The 14242-nt window shown below is 60.0% G+C and carries 10 protein-coding genes; 6 read left to right on the plus strand and 4 right to left on the minus strand.

The features are described 5' to 3' along the window. Positions 1-113 precede the first annotated feature (113 nt). Positions 114-1406, minus strand: coding sequence for an HAAAP family serine/threonine permease (locus BN4575_RS14895; RefSeq protein WP_068978773.1), 1293 nt, complete (start codon positions 1404-1406; stop codon positions 114-116). Between the two features lie 500 nt (positions 1407-1906). Here BN4575_RS14895 and BN4575_RS14900 point away from each other — a divergent pair, with 500 nt between their 5' ends. Together BN4575_RS14900 and BN4575_RS14905 are read left to right on the plus strand one after the other, a co-directional pair. Next, positions 1907-2851 (plus strand): LysR family transcriptional regulator, encoded by a 945-nt coding sequence (locus BN4575_RS14900; protein WP_042020465.1) that lies wholly within the window; start codon positions 1907-1909, stop codon positions 2849-2851. 65 nt (positions 2852-2916) lie between these two features. Next, positions 2917-4329, plus strand: coding sequence for an MATE family efflux transporter (locus BN4575_RS14905; protein ID WP_068978774.1), 1413 nt, complete (start codon positions 2917-2919; stop codon positions 4327-4329). Between the two features lie 110 nt (positions 4330-4439). Here the strand turns inward: BN4575_RS14905 and alsS are convergent, their stop codons facing one another. Together alsS and budA are read right to left on the minus strand one after the other, a co-directional pair. Beyond that, positions 4440-6110: an acetolactate synthase AlsS gene (gene alsS, locus BN4575_RS14910; RefSeq protein WP_068978775.1), complete on the minus strand. Its 1671-nt coding sequence runs from the start codon at positions 6108-6110 to the stop codon at positions 4440-4442. An 18-nt stretch (positions 6111-6128) separates the two neighbouring features. Further along, positions 6129-6923: an acetolactate decarboxylase gene (gene budA, locus BN4575_RS14915; protein ID WP_068978776.1), complete on the minus strand. Its 795-nt coding sequence runs from the start codon at positions 6921-6923 to the stop codon at positions 6129-6131. A gap of 108 nt (positions 6924-7031) precedes the next feature. Between budA and BN4575_RS14920 the strand changes: the two genes are divergently transcribed. Beyond that, positions 7032-7967 carry a LysR family transcriptional regulator gene (locus tag BN4575_RS14920; RefSeq protein WP_068978777.1) on the plus strand — a complete coding sequence of 312 codons (936 nt, stop codon included), beginning with the start codon at positions 7032-7034 and terminating at the stop codon, positions 7965-7967. A gap of 42 nt (positions 7968-8009) precedes the next feature. Here BN4575_RS14920 and tyrS read toward each other — a convergent pair whose 3' ends face one another. After that, on the minus strand, positions 8010-9209 hold the full coding sequence (gene tyrS, locus BN4575_RS14925; protein WP_068978778.1) for a tyrosine--tRNA ligase: 1200 nt from the start codon (positions 9207-9209) through the stop codon (positions 8010-8012). A gap of 110 nt (positions 9210-9319) precedes the next feature. Between tyrS and BN4575_RS14930 the strand changes: the two genes are divergently transcribed. From BN4575_RS14930 to BN4575_RS14940, 3 genes are all read left to right on the plus strand, one after another. Then, positions 9320-10624: a peptidoglycan DD-metalloendopeptidase family protein gene (locus BN4575_RS14930; RefSeq protein ID WP_068978779.1), complete on the plus strand. Its 1305-nt coding sequence runs from the start codon at positions 9320-9322 to the stop codon at positions 10622-10624. Positions 10625-10727: 103 nt separating this feature from the next. Further along, positions 10728-11846 carry an anhydro-N-acetylmuramic acid kinase gene (locus BN4575_RS14935; RefSeq protein ID WP_068978780.1) on the plus strand — a complete coding sequence of 373 codons (1119 nt, stop codon included), beginning with the start codon at positions 10728-10730 and terminating at the stop codon, positions 11844-11846. Between the two features lie 871 nt (positions 11847-12717). Beyond that, entirely contained in the window at positions 12718-13983 is a 1266-nt protein-coding gene (locus BN4575_RS14940) for a RidA family protein (RefSeq protein ID WP_068978781.1), read from the plus strand. The last annotated feature ends 259 nt before the right edge of the window (positions 13984-14242 follow it).

Below are 14242 nucleotides of genomic sequence, written 5' to 3' on the forward strand. Positions count from 1 at the left end.
GCAGAGTGCAGAGAATATGCTCGGGTTTATGCAAGTCTGCCGCTGTTGAGCAGGCAATAAAAAAGCCGCCTCTTGCGAGGCGGCTTCTTCATTCAACTTGGTAACCGGAGTTATCAGGCAATCAGCTTGTAGATGATACCGGACATGGCGATCAGGCCAATCAGGGTCACGAAGCCGTTGCTGATGTTGCCAGCGTATTTGCGCATGGCCGGAACCTTGGTGATGGCGTACATCGGCATCAGGAACAGCAGCATTGCGATGATCGGGCCGCCCAAGTCTTCAATCATGCCGAGGATGCTCGGGTTGATGGTGGCGATAGCCCAGGTGGTCAGGATCATGAACACCGCAGTTACTTTGTTCAGCTGCTTGATGTCAACGTTCTTGCCCTTCTCGCGCAGCGCCTTAGCCATCAGGCCGTTCATGCCTTCTTGCGCACCCAGGTAGTGACCCAGGAAGGATTTGCTGATGGCAACCATGGCAATCAACGGAGCCACAGTGGCGATAACCGGGTTGTCGAAGTGGTTGGCCAGGTAGGACAGGATGGAGATGTTCTGTTCTTTGGCAGCAGCCAGGTCAGCCGGAGAGAGGCTCAGTACGCAGCTGAATACGAAGAACATAACGGTCATTACCATCATGACGTGAGCGCCCAGCAGGATGTTGCTGCACTTCTTCTCGGCACCTTCACCGTAACGACCTTTGTTGTCCACCGCGAAGGAGGAGATGATCGGGGAGTGGTTGAAGGAGAACACCATTACCGGGATAGCCAGCCACAGGGTCTTGAGGAAGTCACCGTTGAAAGCGTCAGCCAGTGCTGGTGCTTCAGTGATGATGGTACCGTTCCAGTGCGGGATCAGGTAGAACGCCAGGCCCATCAGGGTGATCACGAACGGGAATACCAGCACGCTCATCGCTTTAACGATAACCTGGCCGCCCAGACGAACAACCGCCATCAGACCGAGGATCAGCGCCAGTGACAGGACGGCACGGGGAGGTGCAGACATGCCCAGCTGGTGAACAATCACGCTCTCGACGGTGTTGGTGATGGCGACTGAATACATCAGTACGATCGGGTAGATGGCAAAGAAGTAGAGCAGGGTGATGAACTTGCCTGCGGTCTTGCCGAAGTGCTCTTCTACTACTTCAGTGATGTCGCCATCACGGGTAGAGCCGGACAGCACGAAGCGGGCCAGACCACGGTGAGCGAAGAAAGTCAGCGGCAGGGCCAGGATCAACATGGCAACCAGCGGCCACAGACCACCTACACCGGCGTTGATTGGCAGGAAGAGCACACCGGCACCGATCGCGGTACCGTACAGACCCAGCATCCAGACCACATCGGCCTTGTTGATGCCGCGGGAAGTGTTGCTGGCTAAACGACCATCAGCTGCAATATTCATGTCAGACATACGTTGTTCCTGTCATCTAGGAAAAATGGGATTCTTGTTTGTTCGGGCCCTCGGCCCGGTTCCATCTCCCTGGAACGCCTGCTGTTCATCCCTCTCATTAACCTCTCGCACCCCGGCAACCTGGCCATCACTCCTTGTGACAACAAGACCGCAACAAACAACAGTGCGAAATTTTGACCCTGAGGGTCAGTGCCCGTCTTACTTAACAACTGCTTAACGTGCACCACTCTTGATGGGTTGACTCTAATTAAATACCCCTATTAATCACAGCGTTTTTTTGAATTAATCAACCAAAGTTTGATTCGTGTCGCCTTTCGGACGACCAAGATCACATTGCGAATGCCTTGTTGTGAGTTTTTTTTAACAATTCAACTTAGTTTCACTGGAATCAATGGCCTGCGAGCAGATACATTTTTGCAACAAGTCACTCATTGCGCGCGGATTGTGTGCAGCACAGCCTTGGCGTACCCTTGTGGCTCACGCCTTTTTGTTGATTGATGATGACCATTACCCGTACCGATCTCGCCGAACTGGCGGTATTCGCCGCCGTCGCCCGCCACCGCAGCTTCAGCAAGGCCGCCCTCGAACTCGGGGTCTCCGCCTCCGCCATTAGCCACAGCCTGAAGGGACTGGAAGCCAGATTAGGTGTCCGTCTACTCAACCGCAGCACCCGCGCCGTGGTGCCGACCGATGCGGGCCAGCGGCTGCTCAAGCAGTTGTTGCCAACCCTTAACACCCTGGAAGAGGCGCTCAGCGAGTTGGCTCGCAACAGCGACGAGCCGGTGGGCCGGATCAAGCTCTGCGCCCCGCGCGGCGCCATCGACAGCCTGCTGGCACCGGTGCTTATCGACTATCTGCGCCGTTATCCCAGAATGCAGGTGGAGGTGGTGGAGCAGGAGCTGATGCCCCGGCTGATTGAAGATGGGTATGATGCGGCGCTCTTCTATGGCGATCTGCTGCCCAAAGAGATGATAGGTATCCCCCTCGGCTCGCCCCAGCGCTATCTGGTGGTGGGCTCCCCCGCCTATCTGGCGGAACATGGCGCACCGCAGCACCCGAGCGAGCTGAGTCGCCACGCCTGCATCGGCTATCGCCTCACCCCGCACCATCACTATCGCTGGGCCTTTGCCGCCGATGGCAACATGCTGGAGATCGAGGTGACCGGGCCACTCACCACCAGCACCCCGGCCCTCTATCTGGGTGCGGCCGAGGCGGGGCTTGGGCTGGCCTACTGTCTGGAAGAGGAGGTGAGCCAAAAAGTGGCAGAGGGGAAACTGCTCACAGTGCTGGAGCCCTGGTGCCCCATCTTTGCAGGTTTTTCCCTCTTCTATCCCAGCCGCCATCAACTGGGCAGCGGCCTGCGCATCCTGATCGACATGCTCAAGGCCCACTACCCACCTCGAATTAATGAGAAATACTCAGCAATCCATCAAGTGAAACCCTGATTATCACCAAATCAGTATTAATCTACACTGTCTGTTCGATAATCGAACTCCCCAAGAGAACAGATATGTCTGCCTATTTAACACTGCGCCAGCAGGCGATGACCCGCCGCTTCTGGGCTTACGCCCTCCCCTCCATTCTTGCCATGCTGGTCTCGGGGGCTTACTACCTCATCGATGGCATCTTCGTCGGCCACTACGTTGGCGCCGCTGGCCTCGCCGGGATCAATCTGGTCTATCCGGTCATCATGGTGCTGATCGGTCTGGCCGCCATGATCAGCATGGGGGCGGCTACCGCCATCTCCTTCCAGCAAGGGGCGAAAAACGACAAGCTGGCCCGTCAGGCGCTGGTCAATGCCCTCTGGCTGCTGGCAGGACTCGGGGTGCTTGCACCCGCGCTGCTCTATTACACCCACACCGATATCTTGCTGGGACTGGGGATCGAGCAGGGCACCGACACCTGGAAGCAGGCGAGCGACTACCTCACCTGGATTGGCGGCGGTACCCTGCTGCTGGCCAGCAATCTGGCGGTGCCCTATCTGCTGCGCAACGATGGCCGCCCGAAACTGGCGATGGTGCTGGTGAGCAGCGGCGCCGTGCTCAACATCATCCTCAACTACATCATGGTGGGTCGGCTGGGGCTGGGATTGATCGGCACCGCCCAGGCCACCCTGATGGCAGAAGGTATCGTTAGCCTGATCGGCCTTGGCTACTTCTTTACCCCCTGGGCACGGCTGCAACTCGCATGGCGAGATCTGGTGCCAAACCTCCCGGCCATGCCGAACCTGCTGTTTACCGGGCTGCCAAGCCTGATCGCCCAGTTCAACCTCGGCCTGTTGCTAATGCTGCACAACAGCCAACTGATGGTGTACGGCAATGTGAAGGATCTGGCGGGCTTTACCGTGGCCGGTTACACCGAAGCGGTCTTTATCGTGATCCTGCAAGGGCTGGCCTTCGGCATTCAGCCGCTGATCAGCAAGGCGGCAGGGGCCAAGCGCCACCGCGACCTCAAATTCCTGATGGAGATGGGGCTCAAGATCACCTTTATCTACGGCATGCTGGTGTGGCTCACCATCCAACTGCTGCCAAGACAGGTCGCCATGCTCTATACCGGCAATAACGATCCCGAACTGCTGGCCGCCGCCATCAGCAGCCTGACCCTCAACCTCGGTGCCATTCCACTGGAGGGGATCATCGTATTTGGCATAGTGCTGCTGCAATCCATGGCCCGTACCCGGCAAGCGCTGGTCATCTCCCTCGCTAAAACCCTGCTGCTGCTGCCGCTTATTTTCCTGCTGCCGCAACTGTGGGGCCGCGATGGGGTGCTGATGGCCCAGCCCGCCACCGTGCTGCTGCTGACCCTGCCGCTCTGCTGGCTGCTGTGGCGCGAGTGGCTGCGCCTGAAAGTGGCCTGCGCGCCAAAAGCCAGGCACCACCCGCAACCGGCCCGCGCGCGCGCCGCCGTCCAGCTGGCCCGTTAAGGCCGCCAATCCCGCGTAGCAATAAAAAACCGGCATCCCTGATGCCGGTTTTTGCTATGTGAGCTGGCCTGCCTGCGCTTATCTACTCAAACCAGCACTGCTGCCCGTACTTATGCCAATACTTCTGGCCTGAGCTGGGCCATCAGCCCGGGGTTGTCGGAGTAATCCACCGGGATCGCTACCACCGCAGGCCCCTCCACCGCCAGCGCGGCCCGCAAGGTGGCGCGCAGCTCATCGGCCGAGCGCACCGCGAAACCGGCCGCCCCGAACGATTCGGCATAGCGTTTGAAATCGATAGGGCCAAAGGAGACGCCGGAGGTACGGCAATACTTCTGCTGCTCCTGCATCGCCACCATGTTGTAGCCGTTATCGACCCAGATGATGTGAACGATATTGCTCTTGAGCCGCACCGCCGTCTCCAGCTCCATGCTCGACTGCATAAAGCTGCCATCCCCCGATACCGAGATCACCTTCTCCCCCGGCCGCACCAGCGCCGCACCGATGGCCCACGGCAGCGCCACTCCCATGGTCTGCTGACCGTTGGAGATAAGCACCTGACGGGCGCGGAAGCTGTAGAGGTAGCGGGCAATCCAGATATGGAAGCTGCCCATGTCGACGCAAAGGGTCATGTCATCGCGCACCAGATCCTGCAGCTCGCGCACGATACGCAGGGGGTGAACCGGATTGCCGTGCAGATCGTCGGCCCGCAACGCCAGTCGCAGCCGCTGCTGGCGTACCCCTTGCAGCAGCCGATCCACCTCGGGGAGACGGATTTTCGGATTGCCCATGATGCGGGTCAGCTGCAACAGGTTGGCGCGGATCGACCCCACCAGCTCGGCGGTCGGGCAGTAGCTGCTGTCGATATCGGCGGGCAGCACGTCGATATGGAGGATGCGCCGCTCCCGATCGCCATTCCACAGCACGGGGTCGTACTCGATGGGGCTGTAGCCGATGCAGATCACCAGATCGGCCCCTGCCAGCAATTGATCCCCCGGCTGGTTGTTGAATAGCCCCACCCGTCCGGCAAAGTCATCGAAGTGGCAGCTGTCCACTACCCCGGCGGCCTGATAGGTGCCGGTTACCGGCAGCCGCGCCTTGTCGAGGAAGGCGCGCACCGCCTCGGCGGTCGAAGGCCGACTCGCCATCAGGCCGAGCAGCACCACCGGATTCTCGGCGCTGCGCAGCAGGGTCAATGCCTGCTCCATGTTCTGCTCATCGGCGCAGCCCGGCTCCGGCACCTCGTGGGGCACCAGCACACTGCCCTGCACCGGCTTATTGATGATGTCCATCGGCAAGCTGACGAACGCCGCCCCCGGCCGTCCCAGCTCGGCGGCGCGAAAGGCGTTGGCCATCACTTCCGAGATCGCCGTCCCGCTGTTGACCTGAGCGCTGAACTTGGTGACCGGACGGCAGAGGTTGACCGTATCCATGCTCTGGTGGGTGAGCTTGAGGCCGTCGGCACGGCGCACCGCACCACCCAGCGCCACCATGGGGTCCCCTTCCGAGGTGGCGGTCGCCAGCCCGGTGATGAGGTTCGAGCAACCGGGGCCCGAGGTGACCAGCGCCACCCCCGCCTTGCCGGTGAGGCGCCCCACGGCAGCCGCCATAAAGGCGGCGTTCGCCTCGTGGCGCACCACTATGGTCTCGATAGGGGAGTCCTCCAGCGCATCAAACACCCGGTCAATCTTGGCACCCGGGATCCCGAACACCTGCTTGACCCCTTGCGCCTCCAGATGGCGTACCACCAGCTCGGCACCGCACTTCCACTGTCTGTTTTCCATGATATTGATCCTTGTATATCAGCCTTCGGCGGCCTGAATGGCGCGATCGAGATCGGCCGGATTGAGATCGGCCTGACGAAAAGCCGGATCCGCTGGCAGGGCAAGATTGAGGTGACGCACCACCGAGAGTCGCAGGGTGCCGTGGGCCATGGTGTAGTCGAGCAGATGGCCGCCCCCCTTGCGATCGGCGGTGATCATGTGCTCGTGAAAGCCCGCCACATTGACCCCCTGCACGAACGGCGGACAGCGAAAGCCCACCAGGGTTCCCGCCACCGCGGCAAAGCGGAACAGCGGTTGCTGTTCGATGGCTTCCAGCATCGGGCGGTAGGGGGGCTCCTGACGCGGTACCGTGCGCACCTTGGCCGTTTCAAACTGGCCGTCGAGGCGCAGGGCGACGAAGACGTTGTCGGAGCCCACCAGCCGATCCACCCACTGGTGGATCTCGTCGCGGCTCAGGGGATGGTCGAAGCGGCGCTCCAGACAGGGGCGAAAGTGGGTCATCACCGCGAAGGGGGTCTTCTGATCGGCGCGGGCGGGACGGGCCGAGCCATCGGAGCGCAGCTGGTGGATCTGGCGCTCGAAGGCGATCAGCTCGCCATCGAGGTGGTTGAAGGTGCCAAGGCCAAAGTCACCGTGGCGCAATAGCTCGCTCATGGTGGTCTCCCCTTCGTAGACCCCTGCCAGCAGGGCGCTCATCAGGGAACTCTGGTAGATCTCGCCACCGTCATGCTGCCTGCGCCAGCGGGAAAACTGCTGGCTCACTTCGAGGGCACAGCTGCACCCGGCACTGTCAGATGTTGCAATATGTTCCATTCGGGTTTCACCTCCACCGTGAATCCTGTTAGCGTTCGGATCCAATGGTGACTTGGTTCACATTTCAACACCAATACGCTGACCCCATGACTTTGAGACTCAATCGATATGGAACTTCGTACGCTCCGCTACTTCATGGCCGTTGTTGAAAAGCAGAATTTCACCCGCGCAGCCGAATCACTCAACATGGCCCAACCGCCGCTGAGCCAGCAGATCCGCAAGCTCGAGGAGACCCTCGGCACCCCGCTACTGCGCCGTTTGACCCGCAGTATCGAGCTGACCGAGGCGGGTGAGAGCCTCTATCGGGATGCGGCGCAGATCCTGGCGCTGGCCGATGGGGCGAAACAGAAGGTAAAGCGGATTGCCCGGGGCGAGCAGGGGGCGCTGCGGATCGGCTTTGCCGGTTCAACCGTGCTCCACCCCGCGGTGCTGACCCTGCTGCACGACTACCGGGAGCGCTACCCCGAGGTGGCCCTCAGCCCGCAGGAGGACACAATGCCAGCGCTGGTGGAGGCGCTGCGCAACGATCGGCTGGATGCCGCCATCTTGCGGCTGCCCTGCCGTGGCAGCGAGGGGTTTACCCATCACCTTATCGATCAGGAGCCACTGCTGATTGCGCTGCCGACCAACCACCCCAAGGCCAGACCGGGCCCCTTGCCACTGGCCAGCCTGAAGGATGAGAGTTTTATTCTGTTCCCCCATGCCATCGGGCCCGGGCTCTATGACGGCATCGTGGCCCTCTGCCGGGAGGCCGGATTCGAGCCGAGACTGGGGCCCGAATGTCCGCTGGTGATCTCCACCGTAGGCATGGTGCAGGCGGGCTTTGGGGTCACTCTGGTGCCAAGCTCGGTGGCGGCGCTGCGCCCGCTCGGGGTCAGTTATCACCCCATTGCAGGCAACGGCATGATGACCAGCATCAGTCTGGCGACACGGCCGCACCCCGGCAGTGCCGTCCTCCGGCACTTTATCTCCCAGATCCGTGTCGCCCAGATACAACAAGGCCTCCCGAAGGAGGCCCTGTTAAACAAGCTTGAATCGACCTGATGGCCGACTTGCCTGATGGTACTGCTTACTTGGCGATACTGTTTACTTAACAGTCACGCGGGCAAACTTGCGTTTGCCAACCTGATAGACGGCAGTACCGGCACCAACCAGTGCCTTGCCATCTTCCAGCTTCTCGCCGTCAACCTTGACCGCGCCCTGCTTGATCATCCGCAGTGCTTCGGAGGTGGTGGCCACCAGATCGGCATCCTTGAGCAGGTTGGCAATGGCCAGCCCTTCACCTTCCAGCGCCAGCTCGACTTCCGGCATTTCGTCCGGCATGGCGTTCTTGGAGAAGCGCTGGGTGAAATCTTCGTGGGCCGCTTCGGCTGCCGCGGCATCGTGGTAGCGGGTGATGATCTCTTTGGCCAGCCAGATCTTCACGTCACGCGGGTTGAGGGTGCCAGCGGCGATGCCTGCCTTGAACTCTTCGATTTCAGCCAGCGGGCGGAAGGAGAGCAGCTCGTAGTAGTTCCACATCAACACGTCGGTGATGGACATGATCTTGCCGAACATCTCGCCCGGGGCATCGTGTACGCCAATGTAGTTGGCAGCGGACTTGGACATCTTCTTGACGCCATCCAGACCCACCAGCAGCGGCATCATCAGTACGCACTGGGCGGCCATGCCGGCATCTTTTTGCAGCTCGCGGCCCATCAGCAGGTTGAACTTCTGATCGGTACCGCCCAGCTCAACGTCCGCCTTCAGCGCAACCGAGTCATAGCCTTGCAGCAGCGGATAGAGGAATTCGTGAATCGCGATGGATTGGCCGCCGGTGTAGCGCTTTTTGAAATCGTCACGCTCCATCATGCGGGCCACGGTCTGCTTGGCCGCCAGCTTGATCATGCCGGTCGCGCCCAGCTCGCCCAGCCAGCTGGAGTTGTACTCGATGCGGGTCTTGGCGGGATCGAGGATCTTGAACGCCTGCTCTGCATAGGTGAGGGCGTTGTGCTTGATCGCCTCTTCGGAGAGCGGCGGACGGGTGCTGTTCTTGCCGGAGGGATCACCCACCATGGCAGTGAAATCGCCGATCAGCAGGATGATCTCGTGACCCAGATCCTGGAAGGTCTTCAGCTTGTTGAGGATCACCGTATGACCCAGGTGAATGTCGGGGGCAGTCGGGTCCATGCCCAACTTGATGCGCAGCGGGCGCCCTTCCTTCAACTTGGCAACAAGTTCTTCTTCAACCAGAATTTCTTCCGCTCCGCGCTTGATCTCGGCTAGCGCCACCTCGAGCTGGGACATTTTTTGACTCTCCAATCACGATTCCACAGGGCCAAACATATTACTGGAATGGCGGGCCAATTGGAAAGGCTGTAAAATCCGTCCATTCTGCCCGATTTCGTCAGCCTCTCATGATCATTTGGAACGCCTTCAACGCTCTTCCCACCTGGCACCGTAAAATGGTGCTGATTTTAAGCATCATGGTGATGATGCTGGCTGCCTGGCCAAGCGAACGGGCGGTTGCCACCCGGGTCGATGACAACAGCGGGGAGCTTGCCGCCGAGTCGCAACCGGATGACGCTGACCTGTTGGCACAAACGACCACCCCGCCCAAGCCGCACTACATCACCAAGCAGGTGAAGGTGCGCCGTGGCGACAACATGGGGGTGATCTTCCAGCGCATTGGCCTGAGCACCACGGATCTGCACCTGATCGACCAGCTCGATGGCAGCGATCCCCTGCGGATGCTGCAACCGGGGCAGGAGCTCACCTTCAAACTCACCGAACACGGCGATCTTCAGAGCCTCTATTACCCCCACAGTCTGGAGCAGGCGCTCAAGGTCAGTCGCAAGGCTGATACGTTTCTCGCCCGCAACCTCAAGATTGCCCTCGACACCCGCGAACAGGTAAGCAAGGGGGAGATCCGCTCCAGCTTCTGGGGCGCTGCGGTGGAAGCGGGGATGACCGAAGATCAGATCATGGACTTGGCCGCCATCTTCGGCTGGGACATCGACTTCGCCCAGGATCTGCAGCCGGGAGACAGCTTCCGGGTGGTCTACGAAGACAAGTTCCGCGACGACGAACGGGTCGCCTCCGGCGATATTCTGGCTGCCGAGTTCGTCAACGACGGCGCTATCTATCGCGCCGTGCTCAACAGAGATGGCAACTACTACACCCCGGAAGGCAAGGCGATGCGCAAGAGCTTCCTGCGGGCGCCGGTCAACTTCAAATACATCAGCTCCAACTTCAACCCGCGCCGCCTCCATCCAGTGACCGGCAAGATCCGCCCCCACAACGGCATCGACTATGTGGCGCCGGTGGGCACCCCCATCATGGCGGCGGGCTCAGGCAGCGTGGTGGCCGCCGGTTACAACCAGTTCAATGGCAACTATGTCTTTATCAAGCATGCCGGCAACTATGTGACCAAGTACCTGCACCTCACCAAGCGCACCGTTAACAAGGGGCAGCGGGTGAAACAGGGGCAGACCATCGGCACCCTGGGGGGCACAGGTCGCGTCACCGGCCCGCACCTGCACTATGAATTTGTGGTGGGCGGCATTCACAAGAACCCGCGCACCCTCACCCTGCCGCAGGCCGAAACCCTGAGCGGGCGCGAGCTGGCCAACTTCAAAAAGCTGGCGATGCCGCAACTGGCCAAGCTCGACAACCCCGAGCTGCAACTGGCCCAGAACAAGCGGGATAGTCGTGGCAGATAATCGCGACAGATAGTCGCGGCAACCAGGCGGGCGGGGTGAAGACCCCATCCGCTTATCTCTCTCCCCTGCCCCTTTCTCGGCAACCCTTAATTGAGGAACAACCATGGCTGAACGCTATATCGGTCTGATGTCGGGGACCAGCATGGACGGGATCGATGCCGTGCTGGTGATGATCGACGGGGATGAGCTGCGGGTCGAAGCGGCCCTCAGCCACCCCTGGCCCACCGCCCGCGAACTGCACGAACTCTGCACCCCGGGCGACAACGAAATCGACCGCATGGGAGTGGCCGACAAGCAAGTGGCAGAGGAATTTGCTGCCGCCACCCACGCGCTGCTGGCCAAGGCGGGCCTCACGCCCGCCGATATTCGCGCCATCGGCAGCCACGGTCAGACCATCCGCCACCGCCCCCAGCTCGGCTTTACCCTGCAGATCGGCAACGCCGCCCTGCTGGCCGCCCTGACCGGCATCGACGTTATCGCTGACTTTCGCACCATGGACATGGCCCTCGGCGGTCAGGGGGCACCGCTGGTGCCCGCCTTCCATCAGGCGCTGTTCGCCAAACCCGGCGCGCTGCGAGTGGTGTTGAACCTCGGCGGCATCGCCAATATCTCGGTGCTGCCGAGCAACGCGGGCGGAGTGTATGGTTTTGATACCGGCCCCGCCAACACCCTGCTCGATGGCTGGTATCGTCGCCATCAGCCCCACGGCGGCAACTACGACGCCGGTGGTAAGTGGGCCGCCAGCGGTCAACTTATCCCGCCGCTGCTCACCAAGCTGCTGGCTCACCCCTACTTCACCGCTCCCGCCCCCAAGAGCACCGGACGGGAGATGTTCACCCTCGCCTGGCTCGATGGCGAGCTGGCAGGCAGTGCCTACGCGCCGGTGGATGTGCAGCGCACCCTGCAGGCGCTCACCTGCCACAGCATCGCCCGCCAGCTGCCTGAGCGGCCCGAAGCGGTCGGTGCCAGCCAACCGAAAGCCGAGCTGTTTGTCTGTGGCGGCGGTGCCCATAACGCCCCGCTGCTGAAGGAGCTGGCCAGCCTGCTGCCTGCATGGCGCATCGCCAGCACCGCCGAGCTGGGGCTGGCCCCCGACTGGGTGGAAGGCGCCGCATTTGCCTGGCTGGCGATGTGCTTTATCCACCGCAAACCGGGCAACCTGCCCGCCGTCACCGGCGCCAGCCGTCCGGCCGTGCTGGGAGCCCTCTATCCCGCGGGATAAACCCTGCCAAGCGCAGCCGTATCGCGCCCCATAGACCAACAACAGCCCCGCTCTGAACAAGAGCGGGGCTGTTGCGTTAGATGGCCCGCAATCTCTTTATCGGATCGGCTATGCGCTCGGGTTTGTGAAAGATCGTCCTGATTGGCTTGTTCACTCTGCCCTACCCCACCATGACAATCGCCCACTATTTTTCTGCCTTTTCCATCACGCAAAATGAGGCCCATATTTTTCTGCTGCAATCTCATGGCATATTTTGTCATATATATGACCAGATAAAACCGACCAACATCCGCAGCGATGCTATGACTATCCAATAATTATCAATCTGTCGCTCATGCAAATAGTTGAATTATATTCCAGCCACATCTTTAGCCGTTGCGACATCAATGGCAGCTAGCATATTTTCACGCTGCAAGATAGATGACTAAAAAAACATAAAGTACATATCTATGCACAATAAAATCGTTTGGTGGCAGCGTGACCCATAGCGTTAACCCTTTATTCACAGCTCTGCTCTGCCGTGGCCTGCGCCCCAACCCCTGCCCTGACAGGGCTGCAGCTCGATGCAGGGCCATTGGCGGGCAAACGGGCGACTATTCAGGGTGAATTGAATAGCAATCACATTAAATTTGCGAGCATTGAGCCATCTCATAGAAATGAAATCACTGGTTTGCAACCCCTGATGGCCACTCATAGAATCGCAGCGTCTGAAATATTCACCCTGTCATCTCCTCTCTTATCCCATTCAGCTATTGAGTGGATCACAAATAATAACCGGGGATGCCGCCGCAGGCACAATAGCCATGGCGTACAACCAGATGGGGTAAACCTGTACCTGAATGAACAACAAATATTAAAAAGAGGCATATCTATGAGTGGCACCATCATCAAGTCGGCAAGAAATACCACCAATGCGCCCCAGGATCTGGGCCCCTGCACCCAAACGGTGGCCTTCTCTCATTACAACAATATCTCCGCCCAGCTGCCGGTCGATCCGGCCACCGGCAAGCTGGTGAGTGGTGATGTCACCGCGCAGGCCAGACAGTGCCTGAGCAACCTCAAGGCGATCATCGAAAGCATCGGCCATGTGATGGACGATATGGTGAAAGCGACCATCTTCCTCAAAGAGATGGCGGATCTGGAGGCGGTCAACGCCGTCTATCGCGAATTCTTCCCGGGTTATCTGCCGACCCGCACCACCCTCGCCGTCGCCGCCCTGCCGCTGGGTGCGCTGGTGCAGATCGATGCCATCATCTCCAACGGCGAAGGCACCTTCCCGCAAGCCCCCTGCGCGCTGGTGAAGCTCGCCCGCAATAGCGACAAGGCGCCGCACAACCCGCTTTCGACCCATACCGTGGCCTTCTCCCACTACAACAATATCGGCGCGCAACTGCCGGTCGAGGCTGCCTCTGGCCAACTGGTCGCCGGTGGTATCAAGGAGCAGGCGGGTCAGTGCCTGCGCAATATCAAAACGGTGCTTGAGAGCATCGACGTGCCGTTTGACGATATCGTCAAAGTGAATATCTACCTGACCAGCCTCGCCGATCTGGAGGCCGTCAACGAGGTCTACACCACCTTCTTCCCCGACTCCGCCATTGCTCGCGCCGTGGCCTATCTGCCCGCCCGCTCGGTGATCAGTGCCGCCGCCCTGCCCATGGGTGCCCGGGTGCAGATGGATGCGGTGATCTCCCACGGTGACGGCACTCCGCCGCAGTTGGTGGAAGACCGTCACAATCTGGTGATCGCTGCCCGCAATACCGACAAGGCACCGCGCAGCCCGCTCCATTGCCAGACTGTCGCCTTCTCCCACTACAACCATCTGACCGCGCAGCTGCCGATCGACCCTGCCACCGGCAAGATCCTGACTGGCTGCATCAAAGAGCAGACCGCCCAGTGCCTCAGTAATATCAAAGCCATCGTCGAGAGCATCGGCCATGTGATGGACGATATCGTCAAGGTCAATATCCAGCTCGGCAACATCGCCGATCTGGATGCGGTCAACGCCGTCTACACCAAATACTTCCCGGCCTATCTGCCGGCACGCACCGTATTCGGGGTAAGCGAACTGCCCACCGGTGCCCTGGTGCAAATTGATGCGGTGATGTCCAACGCGGAAAGCACCCCGCCGCAGGCGTAAGTGTTGCGGTAAATAAAAAAGAGACCGGCTATATGCCGGTCTTTTTTTTGGTAACAGGAAATAGCATTATTTTTATGGCATCCTCTTAAAGAACGCGAACGCCCGATTACGCGTCACTAATCGATCTACTAACTAAATAACTGATCCTAATAGTGCTACACCTTCGCTGTGCCATAGCCATTCCCCGGGAAAGGAGACACGGTATCCATGAAGTGTTTCACTCGGGCCAGCAGGTTGGCCATCCCTCTGCATTGATGAT

It is taken from the genome of Aeromonas sp. EERV15 (genome assembly GCF_900079845.1).
Classification (GTDB): Bacteria; Pseudomonadota; Gammaproteobacteria; order Enterobacterales; family Aeromonadaceae; genus Aeromonas; species Aeromonas sobria.